The sequence below is a fragment of the Mesobacillus thioparans genome (assembly GCF_965138835.1).
Classification (GTDB): Bacteria; Bacillota; Bacilli; order Bacillales; family Cytobacillaceae; genus Mesobacillus; species Mesobacillus thioparans.
Genome location: NZ_CBCSFH010000009.1, coordinates 41,755 through 68,527 on the forward strand (window position 1 = coordinate 41,755; position 26,773 = coordinate 68,527).

Here is a 26,773-nt window from a genome sequence, read left to right on the forward strand (position 1 = left end):
GACTTTTATAAAAGGGTGTATAGTATGAACCAGCCATTTATCCCGGGTTTGTTTGAAGCATATTTCATTGCGCTTGGTGTTTTGCTGGGCGGCTCTTTGATCGGTGGATTGGCCGCTTTTTTAACAGGACAGCCATTAATGACCGAAATTGCCCGTTTCTCCAGCTCTATCAGGATCTGGGCCATCATCGCTGCGATCGGCGGCACATTCGATACTGTCTACAGCTTTGAAAAAGGACTTTTGCATGGAGAAACAAAGGATATTTTCAAACAGTTCCTATTGATCCTCACTGCCATGGGCGGCGCCCAGACCGGGGCCCTTCTCATTGACTGGCTGACCCAGGAGCATGTCTGACATGAGGGTTCCTCCTTATTACCGTAAACCAGAATGGCAAAGATTCTTTTCTGGTGCAGCAGTTGGAGCCCTCGTCAGCTGGGTTTTATTTTTATATATGAATGGTGCATGGATGGAAAGACACGCGAAAACGATCGAGCAGCAAAAAGATGAAATCGCAGAGTTAAAAAGCGACATTGAAATCTGGATGGAAGATTATGAAGAGTTAAACAAAAAGAACCAGGAAAAACTCACCGTTCAGGAAATCAAGGTAAAAATCGTCAATGATAAAAAGTATAAACAACTTGATACCCTCAGCATCTACGAAATCGAGGAGGAGACAAAAGGTCAGCTGAACATGCTCCTCGCCAAGGATCTCGATTCGGTTTTTAAAAGCCGGGAGCTGATCACAAAGGTGATTGAAAACAAATCGATCAGGATCAGTGACAAACGCTATAAACTGAAAATCAAGTCAATGGTCATTTACACTTCAGTCAGCATCCTGGTGGAGATCAGTCTTGACTGATTTGGCATCGGATTAAATGCTGCTTTTTGCCGGCATTGAAAATTTGTATAGGAAATTCCCTCCATTTCCCTTCAATCTGTGTGACTGCAATTAGAAAGGGGAAACATAAAAGAAAAGTTTCAGAATGGAGGGCTGCATATGTCTTTTAATAACGGAGCCGGAAATAGCGGAAGTGGTGTTGGCGGCGGACTTTTCCCTGCTTACGCCATGAATAAAGTCAATGGGGACAACCAGGTGAAATTAACTGAAGACCAGTATGATGTTTATGTGAATGAAGATCTGATCGGGCAAAAAAGCCTGAAAAATCAGGGTGAACATCTATCGGACATTGATGAATTCTTAAAGCAGCAGGGGATCGAGGATTTTACCGCTTCCCTGGAGGGTGATCATTATACAATCAACACCGATGGAATGGATACGGAGATTGCTGATGCATTGCGGGTTTATTTTAACAATAGATGATTTGAAAGGTGCGTTTCGGAATGAAACGCACCTTCTTTTTATTCTTGGCAAGCTTCGATGAGGTCAGTCAGGACACGGTCGACATCATCCCAGGAATAGATTGATGCACCGGCAGCAAGCGGGTGCCCGCCACCATTGTATTTCCTGGCAATCGTATTGATGACAGGGCCTTTAGAGCGGAGGCGTACACGGATTTGGTCCTCTTCTTCAATAAAGAACACCCATGCCTTGATTCCCCCTACATTGCCCAATTCACTGACAAGCAACGATGCTTCTGAAGGTTTCACGGAATACTGGTCCAGCAATTCCTGCTTCATGACAACCTTCGCCGCACCATTTTCGAGCAATTCGAAGTTTTGCAGGATGTATCCGTTCAGCTTCACCACATTCGGCGCAAGTTCATACATCCTGTCATACAGCTCTGTGCGCGAGAAGTTATAGTGAATCAGTTCTCCCGCATAAGCAAATGTCTTATTGGTCGTGCTTGGATAAAGGAATCGGCCTGTGTCACCGACAATTCCTGCATACAGCAACCTTGCTGCCTCATCAGACATCCTGATGCCCTTTTCCTTGAAGGTAAGATAAAACTCATAAATCATCTCACTAGTAGAGCTGGCTGAAGTATCCACCCATTGAAGGTCACCATATGGATCCTCATTCGGATGGTGGTCGATCTTCACAAGCTGTTCCCCAAGTCGATAACGCTCATCACAAATCCGCTCGGCATTAGCGGTGTCACAGACAACGACAAGAGCTCCTTTAAAAGTGCTTTCAGGAATAGAATCAAGCTTCCTCAAGTAATTGAGCGATGGCTCCTCGGCGCCGACCGTGTATATATTCTTTTTCGGGTAGGAAGCCTTCAAAATTTCCGCAAGCCCTCCCTGCGAACCGTACGCATCAGGATCAGGCCTTACATGGCGGTGGATAATGATGGTTTCATAATTTTCAATTGCCTCAAGTATTTGCTCTTTCATCAAAATGCTCCTTCACCTTTTTCATATCTCAATTATGAACATATTTTTTGGAAAAGAAAAGCATGAACATCAACTGGCCTGATTTAGCCATCCTCTCCCATCCCCAACCTTTGCTTGGCAATCTCCCTTGATAAGCTGTAAAATAGAGTAGATTATGAATTTGGAGGAATCGCAATGCCTATTCTCGTATTATTGATCGTTCTTTCATTCGTCTTTTATATCTTTTACAAGATTAAATATGTCCGCAGCAAGAGACCTGCTGAACGAAGCTGGCTTTCTGCCAAATCCAGCATCGCCCTTGGATTGTTCGTTGCACTGTTCGGCATCAATCAACTGTTCCTTTTCCAGACTGCAGTCACATACATAGTAGGTGCTATTTTCATCGTGATTGGTTCATTGAGTGTATGGGCTGGAATCAAAGCGTATAAATTTTATCTTCCACATGCCGTAAAAGAAGCCCAGGAAAATTAACGTTCAAAAAAGCCGGTCCAGTTATGGATCGGCTTTTTCATTCGATTAATGTCTGTCAATCAGCTGGCACATCATCATCGCCTTGCCGACAAGAATTCCATCATTGAAGGCTTCGATATCGACCTTCCCAAACTTCCTTCCTACCTCGAGGACTTTCGGATAAATGTCTATGACACTGTCAATTTGTACAGGCTTGATGAAATAGATCGTCATGTTCTCGACTACCAGATCACCCTTTTTATATCCCCGGAGCACACGGTTCGCTGCTTCCGTCACGATCGTTGTGAAAACACCGTATGAAATGGTCCCTATGTGATTCGTCATCTGCGGAGTCACCTGGCAGCGAAAAATATCCTCGTCCCTGTTTTTCCCTTTCGCAAGGACAAGCTGGTTCGTCACCGTATCGTCGAGCGTTTCCCCGACCTGAGGCTGGCGCTGAACCATTTGAAGGGCCTTCAAAACATCCTGTCTGCTGACGATTCCCTGGAGCTTGTTGCCATCATCTACAACAGGCAGTACCTCGATACCCTCCCACACCATCATGTGGGCAGACGAAGCAACACTTGTCGAACCGCTGACGGACATCGGGCTTTTCGTCATGATTTTCTCAATCAGGGTGTCCTGTTCATGGCCCATGACATCCTTTGAAGTGATCATCCCAATCACTTTCATATTGTGGTCGACGACCGGGAAACGGCTATGCAGTGTTTCATCCTTATGGCGGTACCAATCCGACACAGTATCATTCGCCTTAAGGAAGATCGTTTCAGCTACCGGTGTCAGGATATCCTCGACAAGGATGATTTCCTTTTTGATCAGTTGATCATAAATTGCACGGTTGATCATCGTCGCGACTGTGAAAGTATCATAGCTGCTTGAAATGATCGGCAGCTGCAATTCATCGGCCAGCTTTTTGACATGGTCCTCAGCGTCGAAACCGCCAGTCACCAATACGGCTGCTCCTGCTCTCAGCGCATGCTCGTGCGCTTTATCGCGGTTCCCGACGATAAGCAGGTTGCCCGCGCCTGTATAGCGCATCATCGCCTCCAGTTTCATCGCTCCGATGACAAATTTATTCAATGTTTTATGAAGCCCTCCGCGTCCCCCAAGGACCTGTCCATCAACGATGTTGACGACTTCTGCGAACGTAAGCTTCTCGATATTTTCTTTCTTTTTCCGCTCAATCCTGATGGTGCCGACACGTTCAATCGTGCTGACATACCCTTTATTTTCCGCTTCCTTTATGGCTCTGTATGCAGTTCCTTCGCTTACGTTAAGCGCCTTGGCGATTTGGCGTACCGATATTTTTTCACCTATTGGCAATTCATCTATATATTGAAGTATTTGTTCATGCTTAGTTGCCAAGACTTTCACCCTTTATCATAATTTTCCGTTCAATGTAGCTCTATCCATTTACATTATAAGGTTTTAAAGGGTTTGATTCAATTGTATTAAGGCTTGGCCCTCATTTAGAAAGGAGATTTATGGCAAAAAGAAAAACTGGCTGATCAAAATCAGCCAGTGTAAACGCGTGACTTTCTTTTCTGGTTGCTCCCCATTTTTCCGCTTCCTGGCACAGCCCGCTTTTTCGATGTGTACAAAAAAGCCGCCAGATTCCCGGCGAAAACCAGCAGGGCGAGAAACAGCCATGAGCCTGCAAACAGGGCTTCCTTTCCCCCAGCCTGGAGATTGAGCTCCGGCAATGCTATATAAAGCATGACGCCGCATAACAGCAGGTACAATAAATAGCGGTTCTTCTTCATTCTTCCCCTCCTATAGGTTGTCTTAATTCATATCTATGCTTAAGGGTCAGAAAAAAGCATGGTAAATAAAAAAGCTGCACAAATTTTGTGCAGCCGGCGTTTTTACAATTCGATGACTTCTCCCGCTTCAAGGACACGGCCTTGATTGTTCTTCAGCATGTTCACAAATGCATGCGGATCCTGCTTGATAGGCGGGAACGTATTGAAATGGATCGGCACAACTTGCTTTGCACCGAGGAATTCTGCTGCCAGTGCCGCATCTTCCGGTCCCATCGTGAAATTGTCGCCAATCGGCAGGAATGCCAGGTCAATAGGATGCCTCTCTCCAATCAGCTTCATGTCTGAAAACAGACCAGTGTCGCCTGCATGGAACACTGTATTCCCTTCTGCCATGAACAAGATTCCCGCTGGCATGCCTCCGTAGATAATTTCATTGTTTTCGGTGACCATGCCTGTTCCATGGAAGGCCTGTGTCATCTTGACTTTGCCAAAATCAAATTCATAAGCGCCGCCAATTGACATGCCATGTGTGTTCAAGCCCTTCCAGCTCAAATATGTAGCGACTTCGAAATTGGCGATTACCAGGGCATCATGCTTTTTTGCGAGTTCCACTGTATCCCCGAGGTGGTCTCCATGTGCATGGGTCAGGATGATGACATCCGGCTTGACCTCCTCCACCTTCAGATCGGTCAGGTCATTTCCTGTGATGAATGGATCAATCAAGATCGTTTTCCCATTTGTTTCAATCTTAACAACTGAATGGCCGTGATAAGATACTTTCATAATGATCGCTCCTTTCATTCAGGGCTTTTTTTGCAAAAAAATAAGTCAGTGCAAAATTAGCCGTATCATTAAATTATTTCAACACCCTTTGGCGATCTCCTGCTTCCATTTTTCTTTATACCCAACAACATCTGCTGTTAAAAGTTTTACTTTTGACCAGGTAATTGCTACTCTCATAGTGTGATGTACACATAGAGGAGGAATATCTATGACTGAAAGATTGGCTGCGTTATCAGGATGGATGAAGGACAACGGTATCGATGTCACTTTTGTTACATCCCCTGACAATGTATTTTATTTGAGCGGATTTTTAAGCGACCCACACGAAAGATTGCTGGCGGTTGCCGTGTTCCCGGATGCCGAGCCATTCATGATCTGCCCGGCGATGGATAAGGAAAATGCCAAAAATGCCGGATGGGAACTTGAAATCATCGGCTACAGCGACACAGATGATTCAATGGAACTTGCCTATAATGCGATGAAGAAGCGTGTTCCGTCAATTAAGAAGACGGCAATCGAGAAGGAACAACTGAATGTCGAGCGTTATGAAAAACTGACCGGGCTTTTAGGCAATGCTGAATTTGTTTCAGCAGAGGAAAAACTCCGCCTGATGCGGATGGTGAAGACTGAAGAAGAATTGCAAAAGCTCAGAAAAGCTTGTGAACTGGCTGATTTTGCAATCGAGACAGGAGTCAGCGAGATCAAGGAAGGCAAAACCGAGCTGGATGTCCTTGCTGCGATCGAGTATGAATTGAAGAAAAAAGGCGTCACTGAAATGTCGTTTTCAACAATGGTCCTTACTGGTAAAAATGCAGCGGCACCACATGGCACACCAGGACTGACAAAGATCAAGAAAGGCGACCTCGTCTTGTTCGACCTTGGCGTCGTGATGGATGGCTACTGCTCAGACATCACGAGGACTGTTGCTTACGGTGAGATCACTCAGAAGCAGGAAGAAATCTACAACACAGTGTTGAAAGCACAGCTGAAAGCTTTAGATACAGCTCGTGCCGGAGTAGCCTGTTCAGAGGTTGACCTTGCTGCACGCAAAGTGATTGAAGAAGCGGGATACGGCGACAACTTCCCTCACCGCCTCGGGCACGGACTCGGAGTCAGCGTCCACGAATATCCATCATTGACAAGCACGAACCCATTAAAAATGGAAAAAGGAATGGTGTTCACTGCCGAACCCGGTATTTACGTACCAGGCGTCGCGGGTGTAAGAATTGAAGATGATGTGGTCATTACCGAGGATGGAATCGAGATTTTAACGAAATACCCTAAAGAATTAGTATTTGTATCGTAAAAAAGAGCCAAAACCGCCTGCGATCCCGAGTCCAGGCGGTTTGTTTTGGGTAATGATAACGGAATTGTCATTATTATAGCGAGTTTTTACTTTTTATAGCGGAAATCCGATTTTTATAGCGACTTTTTCTTTTTTATAGCGACTTTCTTTTTTATATAGCGACTTTTTACTTTTTATAGCGAATTGGAAAATATCGGTGTTTTTTTTCAATTAAAAAGAGCAGCTGCAGAAGCTGCTCTTTCCTAATTTAACGATTATCGACTTTTTCCGGGTACATATCGTGATTCATCATCCGGTAGTTTGCCATTTCCTCGTATTTTGTTCCTGGCTTACCGTAGTTTGTGTACGGATCGATCGAAATTCCGCCTCTTGGCGTGAACTTGCCCCAGACTTCGATATATCTTGGGTTCATCAGCTTGATCAGATCATTCATGATGATATTCATGCAATCCTCGTGGAAATCACCGTGGTTCCTGAAGCTGAACAGATACAGTTTCAATGATTTGCTTTCGACCATCAGCTCATCCGGAATATAGCTGATATAGATTGATGCAAAGTCCGGCTGACCTGTGATCGGGCACAGGCTCGTAAATTCAGGTGTATTGAATTTCACAAAATAATCCCTGTATGGATGCTTGTTTTCAAAGGTTTCCAATATTTCAGGGCTATATTCGAATAAGTATTTGGTCCCCTGGTTTCCAAGCAACGTCAAATCTTTCATTTCTTCATCTTTTCTTCCCGCCATGATTAAAGCCTCCACTAATGTCCGCAAACGCTAAACGAGGCCGAAAACCCTGCTAAAAAAACCACATCCTCATGGATATGGTTGAAATTATTCAAATCCATAGTTTTTTATAGAGGGTGTCCGCTATGAACCTCTCCCGCGATGCAGGATTTGTATTCAATTTATATTGCCACTATAAAGAAATGTCCTGTTAAAGTCAAAAGAAAATTTTACGAGGCTCTTGTTTCCGTAAAGATTGTTGTTAAAATCCTAAAGCCGATTTTAACGTAATAAGTAGCCATTTTGCAGTTCGGAATTAAGTGTGCAGGCTCTTTTTTATCAATATTTTTAATTTTGTGAAGAAACATAGGTCATTCAATCCAATTTTGCAACCAAATGCAACAAATTGAGAAAAGAGCCTTTTACAAAGACAAAAGGAATTATGACAATTAGGTGTATTCCCAGTTTTTATTTTTACATATGTTCATAAGGTTATTTACATTTGTTCAACCACCTGATATATTATTCATGTAAGTAACATATAATAACTTTGTGCTATATATTTTTTCATTATGAAAGCGTTTCATTATATTTTTTTATAGAAAGGGAATGAATGATATGACTAAAGATCTAGCAGGAATGATTGACCACACATTGCTTAAAGCGAATGCAACCGAGGCGGAGATTGTAAAATTGGCTGAGGAAGCAAAAGAATATAAATTTGCTTCTGTCTGCGTTAACCCTACATGGGTAAAGACGTCTGCTGAAATTTTGAAGGATGCTGAAGGTGTTAAAGTTTGCACAGTCATCGGATTCCCTCTCGGAGCTTCTACTTCTGAAACAAAGGCATTTGAAACGAAAAATGCGATTGAAAATGGTGCGACTGAAGTGGACATGGTCATCAACATCGGCGCTTTGAAGGACAAGCAGTATGACCTTGTTGAAAAAGATATCAAAGCGGTTGTTGACGCTGCAAAAGGCAAAGCATTGACTAAGGTCATCATCGAGACTTGCCTTCTTACTGATGAGGAAAAAGAAATGGCTTGCAAGCTTTCTGTCAGTGCAGGAGCGGATTTCGTCAAGACATCCACTGGATTCTCAACAGGCGGAGCAACAGTCGAAGACATCGCATTGATGAGAAAGACAGTTGGCCCTGAAATCGGCGTGAAGGCATCAGGCGGCGTTAGAAGCCTTGAGGATGCACAAAACATGATCGAAGCCGGCGCAACAAGAATTGGCGCAAGCTCTGGTGTAGCAATTGTCAACGGATTATCTTCTGACTCTTCATACTAAGCAATAAATATATCATTTGGGAATGGGGAATGGACGATGGATAAAAAGACGCTTGTTGAAAAAGCTATAGAAGCAAGAAGCACAGCATACGTTCCATATTCTAAGTTTCAGGTTGGCGCTGCAATCATCACTAGCAATGACAATGTTTATCTTGGCTGCAATATTGAAAATGCCTCTTTCGGCCTGACGAACTGTGCCGAAAGAACCGCCATTTTCAAGGCCGTTTCTGAAGGGGACACTGAAATCAAGGCGATTGCAGTCGTCGCTGATACTGAAGGTCCTGTTTCTCCTTGCGGTGCCTGCCGCCAGGTTATTGCAGAATTTGCGACTGAGGATACTAAAATCTACCTGTCAAACATGAACGGTGATGTGAAGGAAACGACAATTGATGAAATCCTGCCGGGATATTTCACATCCAAGGATATGGATAAGGTCAACCAGTCAAAGAAAATGGTTTAAATAGCGACAAGTTAACAGAAAGGGCAATTCCATTCATCCTGGAAATTGGATATTGGAATTGCTCTTTCTTATTCAATCTAAACGTTGCTTGAAAAAGGAGGAAAGAGCCGTCCATTGCCATCAGGGCGGCATACATCATGGGAGACGCAGGTTTATTATTATCAGGTGCTGCACTTTTCCTGAACAGCCTTATGCTGCTGGGAAAAGCGAATGCCAAAAGTGTAGCAGTATTCAATTTATTCATCGGGGCCATGCAGGTCATCGTCCCATTCTATTTAATCATCGCATCTGACCAAAGCAACTGGACGATTTACAGCCTTGCCAGCATCTTTCTGTTCGGCTTCACTTATTTATATGTAGGCATGACTTTATTGAAGGACCTTGATGGCAGCGGACTTGGGTGGTACTCTCTTTGGGTGGCTGTCATAGCCCTTATTTATGCATTCGTTGCCTACATCCATTTCGAGGACATCGTCAATACCCTTACATGGCTGATGTGGGCCTATCTCTGGTTCCTGTTCTTCCTGTCGATGAGTATGAACAAGAAAATCGATGTTTATATCGGCAAGGTAGCGATGGTCCAATCATGGCTGACACTGACCTTTCCGGCATTGCTGTCGATGACTGGCCTATGGAAGACCGATCAGGTAGCGCAGGCATGGGTGTACTTCTCGATTGCTGCTTTTGTCTATTTTGCCTATATCACCATCAAGCTGAAGAAAGAATCTGCAAGATACGAGAGATTCGCTTAATATTGAACCCAAAAAAAGCAAAAACCGTCCTGCCGAATTGGCAAGGACGGTTTTCTTTTGATGGCAATTATTTAGCCAGTACGTTTGTCAGTACTGGAACGACTTGTTTTTTGCGGGAAACGACGCCTTTGAGTGTCGCTGTGTTGTCAGCAAGTGTAACATTGAAAGCTTCTTCGACTGCTGAAGCTTTTTCACCAATAGCAAGTGCTGCAGAATCATTCGTTAAAATATCCGTGATGACCAGCAAGAATAAACCAAGCTCCTTCTCAGTCACTTTCTTGTTCAATGCATCTTCAAGCTCAACCTTGCGTGCGAGAACATCGTTGACGTCCACTGTGTTCACCTGGGCGATTTCAACCTTGGACTCACCCATTTGGAATTCTTTTGCATCAAGGGAAATGAGCTCTTCGATCGTTTTGCTGCTAAGGTCAGCGCCCGCCTTCAGCATTTCGAGGCCGTATTCATCTGCATCGACCCCAGCAATTTCAGCCAGTTCACGTGCAGCTGCCACGTCCTGGTCTGTGCAGGTTGGTGATTTGAACAGCAAGGAATCAGAAATTATCGCAGACAGCATCAATCCGGCAATGTCCTTGTCGATTTCAATATTGTTTTCCTTGTACATCTTGTTCAGGATCGTCGCTGTGCAGCCAACAGGCTCAACACGGAAATAAAGTGGATCGCTTGTTTCGAAATTGGCCACACGGTGGTGGTCAATAACTTCCATGATCTGTACATCAGCAATATCTTCCGCACTTTGCTGACGTTCGTTATGGTCGACAAGGATGACCTTGTCCACTTCTTCAGAAACTCTGCCAGCAAGGCGAGGTGCTTCAGCCTTGAAGTAATCTAATGCATATTGAGTTTCCCCATTCACCTGGCCCAGGCGGACTGCTTCAGCATCGAAACCAAGCTTTTGCTTTAAGTTTGCATATGCGATCGCAGAGCAGATTGTATCTGTATCAGGATTTTTATGGCCAAAAACAAGTACTTTTTCCATCATGACACTCCTCAGGTTACAATTTATCACGGACATTCTTCTAGAGAACCCGTATATCCAATAAATAATATACGCTAAAATGGAAAGATTTTAAACAGCTTTGTCCCAAATATGATCATATAAAAAGATCCGGAATGTCAGTCCCGGATCTGGTTTCATTTAGATTTGCTCCAATAATGTTTTTGTTTCAGAGTATACAAGGTTATGCGCTTCAGCAACAGCCTGGTAAGTTACGTAGCCATTAAGCGTGTTGATCCCCTTCAGCAAAGCTTCATTGTCCAGGCAAGCCTGCTTGTACCCTTTGTTCGCAATCTGCACAGCATAAGGCACTGTTACGTTTGTCAGCGCGATTGTGCTTGTACGTGGAACTGCACCCGGCATATTGGCAACTGCGTAGTGCACAACCCCATGCTTTTCATAAGTTGGGTTATCGTGAGTCGTGATTCTGTCAGTTGTTTCGAAAATTCCGCCCTGGTCGATTGCGATATCGACAACGACTGAGCCTGGGTTCATAGCCTGGATCATTTCTTCAGTCACAAGCTTAGGAGCCTTCGCACCCGGAATCAATACAGCGCCGATCACAAGGTCAGATGCTTTTACTGCTTCAGCGATATTCAAAGGATTGGACATCAGCGTCGTAATATCTGATCCAAAAATATCGTCCAGTTGACGAAGACGGTCAGGATTCAGGTCGATCATTGTAACCTGAGCGCCGAGGCCAACAGCCATTTTAGCCGCATTTGTTCCTGCTACACCGCCACCGATGATTGTTACTTTTCCTCTTTGTACACCAGGGACTCCGCCAAGCAGGATTCCTTTTCCACCGTGCACCTTTTCAAGGAACTGCGCGCCGATTTGGGTAGACATACGACCAGCCACTTCACTCATAGGCGTCAGCAATGGAAGTGAGCCATTTGGAAGCTGGACTGTTTCGTAGGCGATCCCGACAACCTTGTTCTCGATCAATGCCTTTGTCAGCTCAGGTTCTGGAGCAAGGTGTAAGTATGTGAACAGGATTAAACCTTCACGGAAATAACCGTATTCTTCATGAAGTGGTTCTTTAACCTTCATGACCATATCCTGTGCCCATGCTTCTTGTGCGCTTTCAACGATCAAAGCACCGGCAGCTTTGTAATCCTCATCAGTAAAACTGGAGCCGATTCCGGCACCCGTTTCGATATAAACCTCATGCCCGTAATTCACAAGGTTGACTACTCCCGCAGGCGTCATGGCCACACGGTTTTCATTATTCTTTATCTCTTTAGGTACACCGATACGCATTCTTGCATACCTCCTATGTATTATGATGGCTCTTCCATTTCACCCTGCTTCTTCTAACTATTTTTCAAAGTGGGAAACAGTAAAAAGAAACGAGATTGAAAACACTTTCATTTTAGTAGAAAAAACAGCTTTTGGCAAAACAATTCGTACGATTTCCCCTAAAATATACTATTCTGTATATTGAAAAATTTTACGGATCTGTCAAGTTCGGCGATAACGGAGCCATAGTAAGAGGCTTGCTAAGAACCATATGCTAGCAAGCCTTTACCACTTTTCACTATCATTTTCCGGAACATCGAAGCTGATAATCTTCTAAAAGCTGTGAAAATCCCTTTTTTAACTCAATTCCTCATTCGCTTCAGCGGCTGCTTTCATTTGTTCCTGCGGGACGATTCCGCTGTTGTATGAATCCATGATCTGCTGACTGACCTGCATGATTCCCTGGTCATCGTAATCATAGGATGACCGGCCTTGTCTCTCCTTTTTATCCATAATGGTTCCTCCTTTGATATGATGCTTGCATTTATAGTTTTCGTTGGATTGTCACAGCTATACCAAATAAACTGTTGTATAATATAGGTAAAGGAGGCGAGAACTATGGCGCTATATTACAAGAGCATTTTAGTTGCCGTTGATGGTTCTAAAGAAGCAGCATGGGCTTTCAAGAAAGCCATTGAGATCGCAAAAAGGAACGATGCCAGACTGGTCATGACCCATATCATCGATTTGCGCACTTTTGCAACTGTGGAGGCTTACGACCGCACAATCTCTGAACGTGCGAACCAGTTTGCCACAGAGCTGATGGAAAGCTATAAACAACAGGCAATTGATGCTGGTGTCGCAGATGTAAGCTACGAAATCGATTATGGTTCACCGAAGGTCAAGATTGCGAAGGATGTTGCGAAAAAATACAACGCCGACCTGATCATTTGCGGAGCAACAGGAATGAACGCAGTGGAACGCTTCTTTATCGGAAGTGTATCTGAGCATATTACCCGCTATGCAACCTGTGATGTCCTGGTTGTCCGAACAGACAAAAATGATTAATCACCAACATGAATAAAGCACGCAGCCTGGGCTGCGTGCTTTTTAACATTTATAATAAGGTTTTCGCTTTTTCGATCTGCACCTGTACCTGTGAAAAACCAGTGCCCCCAGCACTCTTCCTTCTTTCCACGGCATTGTACGTATTCAAGGCATCATAAATGTCTTCTTCGAACAACATGTTCATCCCTTTATATGCATCAAGCGGCAAATCTGCAAGGTAGCAGCCTTTTTCGATGCAGGTGAGCACTAGCTTCCCGACGATTTCATGTGCTTCGCGGAAAGGAACTCCTTTGGACGCGAGATAATCTGCCAGCTCCGTTGCATTGGAAAAGTCATTTTTGACGGAGCCTTCCATTATCTCTTTCTTGACCTTCATGGTACGGATCATCCCAGCGAAGATTTTCAGGGAGCCTCTGACTGTCTTGACTGTATCGAACATACCCTCTTTATCTTCCTGCATATCCTTGTTATACGCTAAAGGCAAGCCTTTCAATACGGTAAGCAGACCCATCAGGCTGCCATACACACGGCCAGTTTTTCCCCGGATTAATTCGGCCATATCAGGATTTTTTTTCTGCGGCATGATGCTGCTTCCAGTCGTGAAAGCATCGGATAGCTCGATGAATTGGAATTCCTGGCTGGTCCAGAGAATGATTTCCTCACATAGTCTTGAAAGGTGCATCATCAAGATCGAACTGTCTGACAGGAACTCCAGAATGAAATCACGATCACTGACAGCATCAAGACTGTTTTCATAAATACCGGCAAACCCAAGCAATTCAGCTGTCATATGGCGGTCGATCGGAAAAGTCGTCCCAGCGAGTGCTCCGGCGCCCAAAGGCGAAAGATTGATCCTTTTCAGGCTGTCGATGAAACGCTGTTTGTCCCTGTCCAGCATCCAGAAATACGCCATGAGATGGTGCGCAAATGAGATGGGCTGCGCTCTTTGCAGGTGGGTATAGCCCGGCATCAGTGTCTCAATATTCTGCTCAGCCTGGTCGACGAGTGCTGTTTGGAAATCAGTGATCAGCTCAATGATTTCAGACACCTGCTCTTTCAGGTACAAATGCATGTCTGTTGCAACCTGGTCATTCCTGCTTCTTGCGGTATGGAGCTTCCCGCCAGTCGGACCAATCAATTCTGTCAGATGATGCTCAAGGTTCAAATGGATATCTTCCAGTTTGGCCGAATAATCCAGTTCACCCTGCTCTGCTTGCTGCTCAAGTTTTTTCAAACCTTGAATGATCTCGTTCGCTTCCGCTTCTGTGATGATGCCACAGGTAGCAAGCATTGTAGCGTGGGCGACACTGCCCTCGATATCCTGCTTCGCCAATTCCTGGTCAAAGCCGATCGATGCACCGAATTCGTCTACCCATTCTTCTGCAGATCCGGTGAATCTTCCTCCCCAAAGTTTTTTCACACTGTCACCTTCTTGCCCTGGACCATGCTGTGGACAACGGTCGGCAGTCCCCACAGGTTGATGAAACCAACAGCAGCATTGTGGTCAAATTCGTCATCAGCAGTGTATGTCGCCAGTTTCTCATTGTATAGAGAATATGGTGATTTTCGGCCCTCGACAATGGCATGGCCTTTGAATAACTTGACGCGGACCGTGCCAGTGACATGCTTCTGGGTCGACTTCAGGAACGCAGCCAGGGCTTCCTGGAGCGGCGAGAACCATAAGCCTTCATAAATCAGTTCCGTCATCTTTTTCTCGATCACTGGTTTGAAATGGGCAACTTCTTTTACAAGTGTGATATCTTCCAGTTCTTTATGCGCCTTAATCAAGGTCATCGCAGCAGGTGCTTCATACACCTCACGCGACTTGATGCCGACAAGGCGGTTTTCCACATGGTCAATCCTTCCGACACCATGCTTGCCTGCAATGGCATTTAATTCAAGGATCAATTCTGAAAGAGGATATGTTTTCCCATCAATTGCGGTCGGCACCCCTTCAACAAACTCAATTTCGATGACATCAGGAGTATCAGGTGTATCTTCCAGCTCGGCAGTCAATTCATACGCCTCGACTGGAGGTGCCTGCCAAGGATCTTCCAGAATCCCGCACTCATTGCTGCGTCCCCATAAATTCTGGTCGATCGAGAATGGACTGTCCAGATTGATTGGAATCGGAATACCGTTGTTGGCTGCATAAGCAATTTCTTCTTCACGTGACCATTTCCACTCACGAACAGGAGCAATGACCTTCAATTCTGGGTTCAAAGCTTTGATCGATACTTCGAATCGAACCTGGTCATTTCCTTTTCCCGTGCAGCCATGTGCCACTGCAACAGCACCTTCCATTTCTGCAATTTCTACTAGTTTCTTAGAAATAAGCGGGCGAGAAAGTGCTGATACAAGCGGATATTTCCCCTCGTATAATGCATGAGCCTGGAGGGCAAAAAGTGCATATTCAGTTGCGAATTCTTCTTTTACATCCAATACATATGATTGTACAGCGCCAACCTTCAAAGCTTTTTCTTTAATAAAATCAAGGTCCTTTCCTTCACCGACATCAAGGCAGCACGCTACTACAGCGTATCCTTGATCCTTCAGCCATTTAATCGCTACAGATGTATCAAGCCCGCCAGAATAGGCAAGCACTACTTTATTATCAGTCATTTTAAAAGCTCCTTTTCCATTTCGGATATTTATACATTAATATAAATTTTTATTCATGTTTATAAAATTAACAGGTTTTATAGAACTTTTCAAGGCTTAATTTTAATTTTCCAAAAAACTTCTGATTGGCTAATGTAGATGAGGAAATAAAAGTATAGTAGAATGTAAGCATGTTTACCGGAATGGGGGCTTCACGAATGGATCAATATTTTCTTTTTAACAGCCGACTGGGCATACCCCTGCCTGATTTTAAGAAGACCTGGGAAGAATATGACCTTGATACACAGCACGCCATCCTGCTTCACTGGGAAAAAATACGCGGAAGCATTCCAGACCGGATTGCCGAGCTCGAAAAAACCATCAACCATAAACAAGCACAGCTCTCCAATGAAAGCAACTTTGTGACATCCTGTGAATTGAACAGCGAAATTGCCGAGCTCGCATCCATCATCAACGACCTCTGGCTCTGGTACCGAACACATCAGGATATTACATCAGAGAAGATGCACGGATAACATGTTCAATTGCATAAAAATAGCCTGGGAGCTCCAGGCTATTTTTTGTATCTCTGTTTCCTGCCTATATTGATCGCGCTAATGAGAAAAATCGCACCCAGCACCTTAATCAGTCCATTTCCCACCTGGCCGAGTTCATTGACAGAGGAACCAATCAGAATACTTCCGATTACAGCAAAAATCAAAGCAATGATTAGTTTTATCACAATTGCTTTCCCATAATGACATAGGGTTGTGCATTTTCAGAAGGGTAAAAGGACTGTTTTATGACGCCCCATCCCAGAGTTTCATATAACCTCCTAGCAGAATTGTTATCAAGTTGTGTTGTTAATACTGCTGTTTCATGACCTGCTCCATCCAGCAAGCGATTTACCAGCTCTTTTGCCAGCCCTTGATTCCTGAATGCCGGAAGCACACCCAATTCGACGAATTCAAAACAATCTGTCAGCCAGGTTTGATACTCTTCTGGATGTATCGCTTCTGAAAGCAATCCATGATAATACTGGCCCGGCAGAGAAGAATAGCCATATGCATACCCAGCCACTTCCCCTTGACTGGAAATTGCCACAAAACCTCTGTAGCCAGCATAACCTGCATGCCTCAGAACTCGTTCCTTGATCGAAAGGTCTTCTTGAGCCCATACTTGTTGATATAAAACCGCTACTTGGTTTAATAACTCTTCATCTTTATTTATTTCTATTAACTTAAACATTTCCATTTTCCCCCTTGTTCCCTTCAAACCTATTTCAGAGCTTTTTTGACAGCTTTTCATTTAAATACTTAAACCTGTCTTAATTCAGAGCCTTTTTTGACAGCTTTTATACTGACTGCTTCAAACCTGTCAGAATTCAGAGCCTTTTTTGACAGCTTTTATNCTGANNGCTTCAAACNTGTCAGAATTCAGGGCTTTTTTTGACAGCTTTTCCTCTGAATAGCCTCAAACCTGTCAGAATTCAGGGCTTTTTTTGACAGTTTTTCTGCCTCGTGCCTTAAACCTGTCTGAATCCAGGGTTTTTTTGACAGCTTTTACTCCGTACGCTTCAAACCTGTCTTTATTTAGCGGTTATTTTGACAGCTTTTACTCAGATTACTTCATACCTGTCATAATCCAGGGCTTTTTTACAGCGTCCTCGTATTTCTCTCTACCTATCAGCTGGTGGCCCACCACTGTCAGGATAAGTCTCCTTATATCAACACTTCTACTTCCTTTTCTCTGGAAACTCCTCTACTTAATTCTACATTTTTTTACCAATTCCCTTTTCACCACAAAAAAAGATGAAATCCATTAAGATTCCATCCGTTTAGTAATTATAAATCCTTCTTCAATTCTCTCACCACATGTCCGATTTCTGGGATGATCAGTTTTTCCATGGCCAAGCGGACTGCTCCTGTTGAGCCTGGTGTGGAGAAGACTGCTACATCATTGACGACTCCTGCTGCGGCGCGTGACAGCAATGCCGCTGAGCCTATATCCTCCTGATAGCTCAGCATCCGGAAAATCTCGCCGAATCCCGGGATTTCTTTTTCAAAGATGCTCTGGACTGTTTCGATCGTGACGTCCCGTTTGGCGATTCCTGTACCGCCGTTTGTCAGGATGACATCCACCTCTGGATTGGCAGAACCACTGAGGACTTCTGACTTGATCGGTTCTGCTTCATCTTTGACAATCACATAATCGACGATTTTGTGGCCAGCTGATTCAAGGAACTCCATCATCAATTTCCCGCTTTTATCTGTTTCGGGTGTCCTTGTATCGCTTACTGTTATGACTTTGCAGCGCACCTGGCTTGGCGCAGCCTGCTTATGTTCTTGTATGCTCATTTCCTACAATGCCCCTTTTTCCTTGAAGTATCTCATTTGATAGAACTTATGGGCAAAATCGGTGACTCTCCTTGTCAATTGATAGTTTGCACCTGCACCGATTGCCATCGAGATGATCGGCATCCCCTGAACATGCTTTTTGCGGAACATTAGAATCGCCATTCCCTTAAAAATCTGTTTGATCGGCTGTTCAAGCCATGTTACGTCTGTAAGATCATCATTTCCTTCGTAAAAATAGAAGTCTTCAGCCTGGTCAAGGTCATTTTTCAACTCTTCCCAGCCGGCACTTTGCATCCTTGAAGGCATCGTGGCAGTATGGAAGACCTTCAGGGCGACCATCATCTCAAACGGCGTGTTCACCTCGAACCCGTATGTCATCGCCACCAGCTGGACAATCCGCAGGTTGATGACCGCCATCGCTGGCATATCGACTCCCAGCACAAGGTTTCCGCCGCTGCCTGACATTCCTCCCTGTACAAAGGAGTACAGTCTATGGCGGGCAATTTGCTGCTTGGCAATGAACTCCAGCTGCTCAATAGGCAGCTCTCGTAAATCCTTGATGGTATCGAGGTCCGGATTGAACACCCGTCCTGCAGAAAGAATCCGTTCCTTGGCATCCATTTGCAATTGCGAGCCCTGGATCAAAGAATGAAGGTGGAAAAGCCAGCTGTCGAACAGAGTGAAAAAGCGCTCCTGAACCTCGACAGGCAATGAAGTAAAAGAGCGTTCAAGATACCGGTCGTACGCCAGTTCAAAATCATTCGGCTCATAGTCATACAGCTTGTTCTCCCAAGCATTCAATTCATCCAGCACCTTTAGTTCCCGTTGAGTCAAAGGCATTGAAAACCCTCCAGCAAGTGTGAATTTTCTTCCAGTATAGCACAACAAAAATGAAAGTGCCCCGGTCAGCCCTGCCAGGTCCGGCCGATAATTATTCAGCCCGATAAAAAAGGCGTGAGCACTCAGGTCCGGCTGATAATTATTCCGGACCATAAAAAAGGCAGGAGCACCCAGCTCCTGCCTGAAATCAATTTATTTTGCCAAACGCACAACATCGCGTGCGATCATGACTTCTTCGTCTGTAGGGATGACCATTACTTTCACCGGTGAGTGAGGATAGCTGATGAACGCTTCTTCCCCGCGCACTTTGTTCAGTGCCGGATCCCAGTAGATGCCCATGAACTCTAGTCCCTGCAATACGCGAGCACGGATTGCTGAACTGTTTTCACCGATACCTGCTGTGAAGATGATGGCATCAACACCGCACATGCGGGCTGCATATGAACCAATGTATTTATGGATTCTGTCCGCAAATACTTTCAGTGCAAGCTCAGCACGGTCATTTCCTTTTTCCGCTTCGTCCTCGATGTCGCGAAGGTCACTTGAGAATCCGGAAACACCAAGCATACCGCTCTCTTTATTCAGGACATTCAATACTTCATCTGCACTCTTATCTGTTTTTTCCATGATGTATGGGATCAAGGCAGGGTCAATATTTCCTGACCGAGTACCCATTGTCACACCAGCAAGCGGAGTGAAGCCCATTGATGTATCAATGGATTTGCCGCCTTCGATCGCGGCGATACTTGCACCGTTCCCAAGGTGACAGGAAATCAGGCGCAAATGCTCCACTGGACGGCCAAGCATTTCAGCAGCACGCTGGGAGACATACTTGTGTGAAGTTCCGTGGAAACCGTATTTACGGATTCCGTACTTTTTATAGTAATCATATGGAAGGCTGTATAGGAATGAGTTTTCAGGCATGGTCTGGTGGAACGCTGTATCGAAAACAGCAATCGCCGGAACATTTGGCAGTACCTGCTGGAACGCGCGGATACCAGTCAAGTTTGCCGGATTATGCAGTGGTGCCAGCTCGGAAAGCTGATCGATTTTTTGTAAAACCTCTTCTGTGATCAAGACAGAATCACTGAATTCCTCGCCGCCGTGAACGACACGATGGCCGATTCCTTCGATTTCATCAAGTGACTGGATGATACCAAGTGTTGTCAGTTTATCAAGAAGGATTTTTACCGCAACTTCATGGTCCGGGATGTCTGTAACTTCTTTGTTTTTTTCTCCATTCACACTGATCGTGAAAATCGAATCCTTCAGGCCGATCCTTTCGACGATTCCTTTTGTGATAACTTCTTCGCTCGGCATTTCGAACAGTTGGAACTTTAGTGAAGAACTGCCGGCATTGATTGCAATGATTTTTGCCATTTTGTACCGCTCCTTTTATATAACAACCTGATTAAAAATACAGTGAAATAGTACACCTTTATTGTGTGCTACAGGCCGTGAATATATCTCTCAATTCCCCATTTAAACACTGTCTTTTTCACATTTCAAGAAAAGCTTGCTTAAATGTGAAATGAGTTTTTATTCAGATACTTCTAAGGATTAGAAAAAAATATTTTCACTGTGTATTTACCCTTTTGAGCAGCAAAAGAACCGGCATCAGCCGGTCCTTTCGTTATTTTACTGAACTTTTATTTTCTTTATACCATTGGTCAATTTTACCGAGAATCCGATTGACTGCTGGTCCATCTGATAATTTAGGCAGCTCGGCGAGCAGAGCCTGTTTTGGAGGCTGAACTTCCTCTCCGTTTTTCTGCAGTATGAGGATGCTTTTGGCTGCTTGCTTGTTTTTGAACAGAGAAGCTGGAAGCTGTAAAATTCCCTGGACAATCAGATGGTTCTTAATGAACTCATGCAGCATTGAGGCTTGTTCGCTTTCAAAAAGACCATTCGGAATCATGAAAAACAGGTAGCCGCCCTCTTTTACATGCTTTGTGCTTTGCTCAATGAACATATGGTGCGAATACGTATGGCCATCCTTGGCTTTTACTTTATATTCCCCGGCCCTGAGGTCATTAGGATAATAGCCGACTGGAAGATCGCAAACGACCGCATCCGCCGGGTCGACAAACAATGGTTCAAGGCTGTCCTGATTGAAAAATTCAACCGGATGCTTCTGGAGATTAGCATTGACAAAGGCAAGCCGGATCAGCAGATCATCAATCTCTACACCGATAGAATCGATTTGCTTGTCTGTCTGCTGGTTCAAAACCGTTGCCAGGAGATTTCCGGTTCCGACAGCCGGATCAAGCAGTCTGAATGTTTTCTTGTCGATAAATTTGCTGACCAAATAGCCAATGAACATGCCAACAGAATCGGGTGTCATTTGGTGATTCGGCTGGATGTGCTCCTTCATGCCCTTCAGAATCGCCAGCTGGAAGCCTTTGCGGATTTCCTCTTTGCTAAAAGAATCAAGATCGATATCCTCGTAAACTTTTTCGAGCCTCTTCTTCGTGACTTCATCTAATTCGTCCTGAAGCACCGTGCCCTGGAAAATATTTTCCCCAGTTTCAGCCAGCGCCTCCAAATATGTACATGAAAGTTCTTCTTTTAAAATGTCCGCTGTAGTATTGAATGCGGTAAATAATTGTTCGACCGGAGTCATACTCAATTTACTTCCTCCTGATTTGAATAGATATTTATCTATTTTAGCCATGTTTCGTGTTCTATACAAGGCATATGGCTGGAATGGCCAACCCGGGAGCATGTGTCATGAGAAGCTTATGTACAATCTGGGATTCAGATCCTGTTGATGCATTAGAATGAGTTTATATCAGACACTATTCTCAAGACGAGCCTTCTTTTTTGTCCTTCAGACACCTTCTATCAAACACTTTTCGCGTTTACAGCATTCCCTCTGTCCAATCAGAATAGCAAAACAAGCCGCAGTTTTATCCTGCGGCTTGTTCTATGATGACTGGTTGTTTTAGTTTGCTTGTTTTGCAGCTTCTACTGCTGCTTCATAGTTCGGGTGGTCTGTTGCTTCGCTTACATATTCTGCGTAAGTTACTTTATCGTTTGAGTCAACAACGAATACTGCGCGAGCCAGCAGGCGAAGTTCCTTGATTCCTACCCCATATGCTTCACCGAATGAAAGTTCGCGGTGGTCTGATAGAGTCTGGACGTTCTCGATTCCAGCAGCTCCGCACCAGCGCTTTTGTGCGAATGGTAGGTCTACGCTTACTGTAAGAATCTTGACGTTATCAAGGTTTGCAGCTTCCTCATTGAAACGGCGTGTCTGTGCGTCGCATACGCCTGTGTCAAGTGATGGTACCACACTGATCAATCGAACTTGTCCTTTTGAATCCTGGAGAGTCACTTCGGAAAGGTCATTTGCAAGCACTTTGAAATCAGGTGCCTGGTCCCCAACTTTTACTTCGTTTCCTAACAATGTAACTTGATTCCCTTTAAATGTAACAGATGCCATACCTGCTCATCCTCCTTGTCCATTTTATGTACAGTGTTAATATATCTTTTAAAGAATTTTTTTGCAATTATTTTGAAAATGCGAGCCGTCACTCCGGCCGTTCTCCTGACATAAGCAAGCTGCCTCTTCAACCTGAAAAGGCAGCTTTGTCTTAAAACTCTAGATCAGCTTTTGGTCCGCTATAGTCGTTTTGGCTATGATTATTGTGCTGGCTGTTTTCCTGGCTGCCCTGGTCTTTCTTGGACATCATTTGCTGGATTTTTTCCACTGCTTGCGGTGCCAGATCAAGAATCTTCTCGTAAAGATGGGTGCTTTCATCCAGATGGAGCATCTTGACGCCTCTTGAACTTACGATCAAGAAGGCGATTGGCGTAATGGATACCCCTCCGCCGCTTCCGCCGCCGAATGGATGCTGAGGTCCTCCTGATTGTCCTCCTGCGCCACCAGATCCGCCAGATCCGCCAGAACCTCCCTTTGAACTTTCTAAAACGAATTCACTGCCTCCTGCCGCAAACCCGAACCCCACCTTTGAAACTGTCAGGATTACACTTCCATCCGGTGTTTCTACAGGGTCTCCAATGATTGTGTTGACATCAATCATTTCTTTTAAACTTTCCATGGCAGTAGTCATTAGTCCTTGAATTGGATGGTCGGACATTCCTGTTTCCTCCTTAATTTAGACAGAATTAGTATTATCACCGGAAAGGTGGGACAATGGCTTTGACTTAAACTCTGGCCAGCCGCCTTTCCAATATTTAACCAGTTTTATTCCTGCTAAAATAGCTTGCCCGACTCTGACTTGAAACATACATTTAAAACTAGTAATGGAAACAGCATGCTGGAAACTAGGGGTGATGGTCATTACCGGCATCTCTTTGAGTTTCATATAATGGCTTAGAAACCCAATAGCACCACCTTTCACTGCCCAGAAAGCACCTGTGAGCACTCCTGTCGCCGCTGCATCGCCTACCCCGACCATCGTATGCCACTCTATGTTCCGAACTGTTACCTTTTTCAAAAAGTCCCTGATGATTTTATGAAGGCCGACTACATGTATGACTAACTGGTTGAAATCCTTGATACTATTTAACAGGTCCGTTTTATCAGTCTGCGATGTTTTCTCTTGTTTCAGCTTATCTTTTGGGCCTACACTTAATTTTTCCTCCGTAACGATCGTCGGGGAATTGTCATCCACTTTTACAACGGGAATCTCCATCTTTATCCTTATAAGCCCACCCCATGCTTTTATGATGACTTTAAAATGATCATTATCATTGCCGTGGAAATAATCTAAATGGACCCTAACTTTGGTTACAAGAATTATAATTGCCAGCACCGTGAGAATCAGTATGATGAGCAGCACCCATTTCATCGTCCTCCACAACCTTTCAGCCTATTATTATCAACAAAAAGGCAAAAAAATAAACCTGCCGAAGCAGGTTCATTTTAGCGTGGTTCATATATAACAGTTGTATCGGCGAACAGGTCATGCAATCCCTGTTTCTTGTTTGTAAAGGCAACGACAACATACAGCACCAAAATTGTCGCTGAAATGAAGCGGCCGATCCATTCGCGGAAAATGACAGTGCCCCATGTCAGGCTTTTGCCGTCCAGTTCCACCACTTTCAGTCCAAACACCATTTTCCCCAGTGTCTGGCCGAGGTATTTTGTCATCAGGACAAAATACAAATAGAAAACGACAGCTGTCGCGATGGTCACCGGCGAAAAGATTCCATCCTTCACCAAAGGAACATCCAATGCCATGAAGATAGGATGGATGATCATCCTGTTGATACTGCCGATGACAATCAAATCAAGCAGATAGGCCCAAAAACGCGTCCAGAACCCGGCATATTGGCCCGAAAATAGATGATTCCCAGCAGCAGGACTGCCTATTCCATCAGTAACTCCATTTGTATAATCTGCCTGTGGTGTTGATTTCCCAGTAATATTGCCCTTAGTATGAATGCTATCGTATTCCTGATTATATGAAGAGTCAGCTTCTGTAGGGATGTTGTCATTCTTTCCAGTTTCAGTTTGGATATTGTTGTGTTCTCTATCTGACAGATGAGCTTCACTCGGGATGCTTTCGTGTTCTCTAGTTGAATGATCACCATCTGCCGGGATGGCGACGTGTTCTCTATCTGAATGATCAACATCTGCCGGGATGCTGCCATTATCTCCTTGAACGCCATTCCGTCCAAATTCAGCTTGATCTTTACTTCGATCTTTTTCAAATTCGTTGGAATTCATTTTTTGCCCCCCTATTCTGCGTATAAATACATTAGACGTGGAGAATTAGGCTGGGACAATAATTTCATCAAGCCTGCCATTTCTGCGTCTTTCCCCATGATTTTCTGTGCTCCCATGCTGAAGAACGAGCCGAGGCCCGCGCTTTCCGTATACTTTACGACAGTTGCATCGCCAAGCTTCTCATCCTTCCTGACCTTCTCGATGACATCCTCAAGATATCCGAAGCCATCGATCAAATTCAGCTGCTTGGCCTGGCGTCCATCATATATGCGGCCATCCGCGATTTTTTTGACCTGCTCGACCGACATGCCGCGCCCTTCAGAAATGACTTTGACGAATCCTTCATAAGAGTTGTTGATCATGGACTGAAGGATATCACGTTCTTCCTCAGTCATCGGCCTTGTAGGGCTCATGATATCTTTGTACGGTCCGCTTTTGATGGTGGTGAATTCGACTCCGTACTTCTCGGCAAGTCCTGCGTAATTTATCCCTTGCATGATGACGCCAAGTGAGCCTGTCAGTGTTTCGGGGCTGGCAAAAATTTTATCGGCAGGCGCAGACACATAATAACCGCCTGATGCTGCCATTGAACCCATCGAAACATAAACCGGCTTTTTCGTCTCTTCCTGGATTTCCTTGATCTTGTCATGGATTTCTGCGCTTTCCACGACGCCTCCCCCCGGAGAGTTCACCTGCAGGATGATGGCTTTGACATCATCCGATTCTTTTACATAATTAAGCTGTTCCATGAATGCCCGATGATTGTAGAGCGGACTTTCAAAGAAAGATTGCGCATCCCCCGTATCCTGGATGACTCCATTAATGGACAGGACTGCGATTTTGCTCAGCATGTCTCCCTCTTCGATGACTTCCTCAGCAAACATTTCATTCGATACTGCGAACATATCTTCGAACACATTTTCTGCGTCGCTGAATGCGAATGTTGAAAGAAAATTGATCACAGTTGATGCAATAAATAAACCAACGGCTATTCCTAATGCCGCCCACCTTTTACCATTCATTTTGAATCCCCCTTGAAAATTCCTTGTACTTTCAAAACTTTATGAAAAAATGATAAACTAATGTCAATAACCTTTATTTTAGCAAAACTTTTTAAAAGCGGGTAAAAATATGGAAGAAATACATAATGTTTGGAGGAATAAGCAATGCCAGATCGCCGCAATATTTATTTTCACCATACGCCAGACACAACTATGATGGAAAAAGTCGAACCTCTTTACGAACTCGCTCGCAGGTATGATTTCAATATCGTCACTGACCACAAGACAGCCAATATTATCGTCAGCATTGGCGATGATGGCACCTTTCTGCAGGCAGTGAGAAAAACGGGCTTCCGGGAAGATTGCCTTTATGCAGGCATTTCTGTCACCGGCTCCCTCAATATGTATTGTGATTTCCATCTTGAAGATACCGATAAGATGATCCAGGCCTCTAATAATTCGGAAATTGAAGTAAGGCGATACCCGACAATTGAGGTAACCATCGACGGAGACACTTCATTTGAGTGCCTGAACGAATTCAGCGTCCGATCCGCGATCATTAAGGCATTCGTGATGGATGTTTTCATCGATGACAAACATTTCGAAACCTTCCGTGGTGACGGGATGATCGTCGCAACACCGACAGGCAGCACCGCATACAATAAATCCGTGAATGGAGCTGTAGTCGATCCGCTGCTGCCGTGCATGCAAGTCAGTGAGCTTGCGTCAGTGAACAATAACCATTACCGGACACTCGGCTCATCCTTCATCCTGAGCGGCGACCGTAAGCTTACTTTCAAGGTTGCCCAGGACGGCAACGATTATCCTATCATGGGAATGGATAACGAAGCATTGAGCATCCAGCATGTTGAAAAATTCGATGTGAAGTTGAGCAATAAATTCATCAAGACAATTAAACTCAAGGACAACTCTTTCTGGGAAAAAGTGAAGCGGACGTTTTTATAAGATAACAGCAAAAAGAGCTGCGGATTTCCGCAGCTCTCTTCTTTTACATAGGCTCTTTTCTCAAACTTTGTTGCTATTGGCTACAAAATAGAATTGAATTACCTAAGATTGTTCACACAATTCACGACTATATATGAGA

The 26,773-nt window shown here is 44.4% G+C and carries 32 protein-coding genes and 1 riboswitch; of the genes, 11 read left to right on the forward strand and 21 right to left on the reverse strand.

Annotated features, from left to right (window positions below; translation table 11 throughout):
• Nucleotides 1–24 precede the first annotated feature (24 nt).
• From ytrH to ACNAZ4_RS15000, 3 genes are all read left to right on the forward strand, one after another.
• Entirely contained in the window at nt 25–354 is a 330-nt protein-coding gene (gene ytrH, locus ACNAZ4_RS14990; RefSeq protein WP_144477380.1) for a sporulation membrane protein YtrH, read from the forward strand.
• Nucleotide 355: 1 nt separating this feature from the next.
• A complete protein-coding gene (gene ytrI, locus ACNAZ4_RS14995) occupies nt 356–859 on the forward strand; it encodes a sporulation membrane protein YtrI (RefSeq protein ID WP_415815549.1) in 504 nt (167 codons plus the stop codon).
• Between the two features lie 138 nt (nt 860–997).
• The gene (locus ACNAZ4_RS15000) at nt 998–1,321 is read left to right on the forward strand and encodes a hypothetical protein (protein WP_415815551.1); all 324 of its coding nucleotides are present in this window, start codon (nt 998–1,000) and stop codon (nt 1,319–1,321) included.
• Between the two features lie 38 nt (nt 1,322–1,359).
• Here ACNAZ4_RS15000 and ACNAZ4_RS15005 read toward each other — a convergent pair whose 3' ends face one another.
• On the reverse strand, nt 1,360–2,295 hold the full coding sequence (locus tag ACNAZ4_RS15005; protein WP_415815553.1) for a DHH family phosphoesterase: 936 nt from the start codon (nt 2,293–2,295) through the stop codon (nt 1,360–1,362).
• A gap of 174 nt (nt 2,296–2,469) precedes the next feature.
• Between ACNAZ4_RS15005 and ACNAZ4_RS15010 the strand changes: the two genes are divergently transcribed.
• Nucleotides 2,470–2,766: a YtpI family protein gene (locus ACNAZ4_RS15010; RefSeq protein WP_415815555.1), complete on the forward strand. Its 297-nt coding sequence runs from the start codon at nt 2,470–2,472 to the stop codon at nt 2,764–2,766.
• A gap of 45 nt (nt 2,767–2,811) precedes the next feature.
• Here ACNAZ4_RS15010 and ACNAZ4_RS15015 read toward each other — a convergent pair whose 3' ends face one another.
• The 3 genes from ACNAZ4_RS15015 to ACNAZ4_RS15025 all read right to left on the reverse strand — a co-directional run bounded on the left by ACNAZ4_RS15015 (nt 2,812) and on the right by ACNAZ4_RS15025 (nt 5,312).
• Nucleotides 2,812–4,131: a DRTGG domain-containing protein gene (locus tag ACNAZ4_RS15015; protein ID WP_415815557.1), complete on the reverse strand. Its 1,320-nt coding sequence runs from the start codon at nt 4,129–4,131 to the stop codon at nt 2,812–2,814.
• Nucleotides 4,132–4,280: 149 nt separating this feature from the next.
• Nucleotides 4,281–4,529 (reverse strand): hypothetical protein, encoded by a 249-nt coding sequence (locus ACNAZ4_RS15020; protein WP_415815558.1) that lies wholly within the window; start codon nt 4,527–4,529, stop codon nt 4,281–4,283.
• Nucleotides 4,530–4,631: 102 nt separating this feature from the next.
• Nucleotides 4,632–5,312: a metal-dependent hydrolase gene (locus tag ACNAZ4_RS15025; protein WP_415815560.1), complete on the reverse strand. Its 681-nt coding sequence runs from the start codon at nt 5,310–5,312 to the stop codon at nt 4,632–4,634.
• A 208-nt stretch (nt 5,313–5,520) separates the two neighbouring features.
• Here ACNAZ4_RS15025 and ACNAZ4_RS15030 point away from each other — a divergent pair, with 208 nt between their 5' ends.
• On the forward strand, nt 5,521–6,618 hold the full coding sequence (locus tag ACNAZ4_RS15030) for a M24 family metallopeptidase (protein ID WP_415815562.1): 1,098 nt from the start codon (nt 5,521–5,523) through the stop codon (nt 6,616–6,618).
• Between the two features lie 247 nt (nt 6,619–6,865).
• Here the strand turns inward: ACNAZ4_RS15030 and queF are convergent, their stop codons facing one another.
• A complete protein-coding gene (gene queF, locus ACNAZ4_RS15035; RefSeq protein ID WP_415815564.1) occupies nt 6,866–7,363 on the reverse strand; it encodes a preQ(1) synthase in 498 nt (165 codons plus the stop codon).
• A 93-nt stretch (nt 7,364–7,456) separates the two neighbouring features.
• A riboswitch (PreQ1 riboswitch) is annotated at nt 7,457–7,503 on the reverse strand.
• A 457-nt stretch (nt 7,504–7,960) separates the two neighbouring features.
• Here queF and deoC point away from each other — a divergent pair.
• The 3 genes from deoC (at nt 7,961) to ACNAZ4_RS15050 (ending at nt 9,846) form a co-directional block, all read left to right on the forward strand.
• Nucleotides 7,961–8,635 (forward strand): deoxyribose-phosphate aldolase, encoded by a 675-nt coding sequence (gene deoC, locus ACNAZ4_RS15040; RefSeq protein ID WP_415815566.1) that lies wholly within the window; start codon nt 7,961–7,963, stop codon nt 8,633–8,635.
• A gap of 36 nt (nt 8,636–8,671) precedes the next feature.
• Nucleotides 8,672–9,094 carry a cytidine deaminase gene (locus ACNAZ4_RS15045; RefSeq protein WP_415815568.1) on the forward strand — a complete coding sequence of 141 codons (423 nt, stop codon included), beginning with the start codon at nt 8,672–8,674 and terminating at the stop codon, nt 9,092–9,094.
• A 137-nt stretch (nt 9,095–9,231) separates the two neighbouring features.
• Complete coding sequence (locus ACNAZ4_RS15050) at nt 9,232–9,846, forward strand: AmiS/UreI family transporter (RefSeq protein WP_415815570.1); 615 nt, start codon at nt 9,232–9,234, stop codon at nt 9,844–9,846.
• Between the two features lie 67 nt (nt 9,847–9,913).
• Here ACNAZ4_RS15050 and ACNAZ4_RS15055 read toward each other — a convergent pair whose 3' ends face one another.
• The 3 genes from ACNAZ4_RS15055 to ACNAZ4_RS15065 all read right to left on the reverse strand — a co-directional run bounded on the left by ACNAZ4_RS15055 (nt 9,914) and on the right by ACNAZ4_RS15065 (nt 12,616).
• A complete protein-coding gene (locus ACNAZ4_RS15055) occupies nt 9,914–10,843 on the reverse strand; it encodes a manganese-dependent inorganic pyrophosphatase (RefSeq protein WP_415815572.1) in 930 nt (309 codons plus the stop codon).
• 159 nt (nt 10,844–11,002) lie between these two features.
• Nucleotides 11,003–12,124, reverse strand: a complete 1,122-nt coding sequence (ald, locus tag ACNAZ4_RS15060) for an alanine dehydrogenase (protein ID WP_415815574.1) — start codon at nt 12,122–12,124, stop codon at nt 11,003–11,005.
• A gap of 336 nt (nt 12,125–12,460) precedes the next feature.
• The gene (locus tag ACNAZ4_RS15065; RefSeq protein WP_415815576.1) at nt 12,461–12,616 is read right to left on the reverse strand and encodes a hypothetical protein; all 156 of its coding nucleotides are present in this window, start codon (nt 12,614–12,616) and stop codon (nt 12,461–12,463) included.
• Nucleotides 12,617–12,721: 105 nt separating this feature from the next.
• Between ACNAZ4_RS15065 and ACNAZ4_RS15070 the strand changes: the two genes are divergently transcribed.
• Entirely contained in the window at nt 12,722–13,171 is a 450-nt protein-coding gene (locus ACNAZ4_RS15070; RefSeq protein ID WP_415815578.1) for a universal stress protein, read from the forward strand.
• Between the two features lie 49 nt (nt 13,172–13,220).
• Here ACNAZ4_RS15070 and argH read toward each other — a convergent pair whose 3' ends face one another.
• On the reverse strand, nt 13,221–14,591 hold the full coding sequence (argH, locus tag ACNAZ4_RS15075) for an argininosuccinate lyase (RefSeq protein ID WP_415815580.1): 1,371 nt from the start codon (nt 14,589–14,591) through the stop codon (nt 13,221–13,223).
• Complete coding sequence (locus ACNAZ4_RS15080; protein ID WP_415815582.1) at nt 14,588–15,793, reverse strand: argininosuccinate synthase; 1,206 nt, start codon at nt 15,791–15,793, stop codon at nt 14,588–14,590. Before ACNAZ4_RS15080 ends, argH begins: the two co-directional genes overlap by 4 nt.
• A 197-nt stretch (nt 15,794–15,990) precedes the next feature.
• On the opposite strand from ACNAZ4_RS15080, the gene ACNAZ4_RS15085 reads away from it, so the two are divergent.
• A complete protein-coding gene (locus ACNAZ4_RS15085; protein WP_415815584.1) occupies nt 15,991–16,308 on the forward strand; it encodes a hypothetical protein in 318 nt (105 codons plus the stop codon).
• Between the two features lie 38 nt (nt 16,309–16,346).
• Here ACNAZ4_RS15085 and ACNAZ4_RS15090 read toward each other — a convergent pair whose 3' ends face one another.
• From ACNAZ4_RS15090 to sppA, 11 genes are all read right to left on the reverse strand, one after another.
• The gene (locus tag ACNAZ4_RS15090) at nt 16,347–16,514 is read right to left on the reverse strand and encodes a hypothetical protein (protein WP_415815586.1); all 168 of its coding nucleotides are present in this window, start codon (nt 16,512–16,514) and stop codon (nt 16,347–16,349) included.
• Nucleotides 16,511–17,020, reverse strand: coding sequence for a GNAT family N-acetyltransferase (locus ACNAZ4_RS15095; protein WP_415815588.1), 510 nt, complete (start codon nt 17,018–17,020; stop codon nt 16,511–16,513). Before ACNAZ4_RS15095 ends, ACNAZ4_RS15090 begins: the two co-directional genes overlap by 4 nt.
• A gap of 596 nt (nt 17,021–17,616) precedes the next feature.
• Nucleotides 17,617–18,129, reverse strand: a complete 513-nt coding sequence (locus ACNAZ4_RS15100) for a MogA/MoaB family molybdenum cofactor biosynthesis protein (RefSeq protein ID WP_415815590.1) — start codon at nt 18,127–18,129, stop codon at nt 17,617–17,619.
• Nucleotides 18,130–18,132: 3 nt separating this feature from the next.
• Nucleotides 18,133–18,969, reverse strand: coding sequence for an EcsC family protein (locus ACNAZ4_RS15105; protein WP_415815592.1), 837 nt, complete (start codon nt 18,967–18,969; stop codon nt 18,133–18,135).
• A 192-nt stretch (nt 18,970–19,161) separates the two neighbouring features.
• A complete protein-coding gene (locus ACNAZ4_RS15110; protein ID WP_415815594.1) occupies nt 19,162–20,349 on the reverse strand; it encodes an acetate kinase in 1,188 nt (395 codons plus the stop codon).
• 253 nt (nt 20,350–20,602) lie between these two features.
• Complete coding sequence (locus ACNAZ4_RS15115) at nt 20,603–21,598, reverse strand: class I SAM-dependent methyltransferase (RefSeq protein ID WP_415815596.1); 996 nt, start codon at nt 21,596–21,598, stop codon at nt 20,603–20,605.
• Nucleotides 21,599–21,913: 315 nt separating this feature from the next.
• On the reverse strand, nt 21,914–22,414 hold the full coding sequence (gene tpx / locus ACNAZ4_RS15120; protein ID WP_415815598.1) for a thiol peroxidase: 501 nt from the start codon (nt 22,412–22,414) through the stop codon (nt 21,914–21,916).
• A 151-nt stretch (nt 22,415–22,565) separates the two neighbouring features.
• Entirely contained in the window at nt 22,566–23,072 is a 507-nt protein-coding gene (ytfJ, locus tag ACNAZ4_RS15125; protein WP_415815600.1) for a GerW family sporulation protein, read from the reverse strand.
• An 18-nt stretch (nt 23,073–23,090) separates the two neighbouring features.
• Complete coding sequence (locus tag ACNAZ4_RS15130) at nt 23,091–23,786, reverse strand: DUF2953 domain-containing protein (RefSeq protein WP_415815602.1); 696 nt, start codon at nt 23,784–23,786, stop codon at nt 23,091–23,093.
• 74 nt (nt 23,787–23,860) lie between these two features.
• Nucleotides 23,861–24,310 (reverse strand): RDD family protein, encoded by a 450-nt coding sequence (locus tag ACNAZ4_RS15135; protein WP_415815828.1) that lies wholly within the window; start codon nt 24,308–24,310, stop codon nt 23,861–23,863.
• Between the two features lie 368 nt (nt 24,311–24,678).
• A complete protein-coding gene (sppA, locus tag ACNAZ4_RS15140) occupies nt 24,679–25,689 on the reverse strand; it encodes a signal peptide peptidase SppA (protein WP_415815604.1) in 1,011 nt (336 codons plus the stop codon).
• 144 nt (nt 25,690–25,833) lie between these two features.
• Here sppA and ACNAZ4_RS15145 point away from each other — a divergent pair, with 144 nt between their 5' ends.
• Nucleotides 25,834–26,634 carry an NAD kinase gene (locus tag ACNAZ4_RS15145; RefSeq protein ID WP_415815606.1) on the forward strand — a complete coding sequence of 267 codons (801 nt, stop codon included), beginning with the start codon at nt 25,834–25,836 and terminating at the stop codon, nt 26,632–26,634.
• The last annotated feature ends 139 nt before the right edge of the window (nt 26,635–26,773 follow it).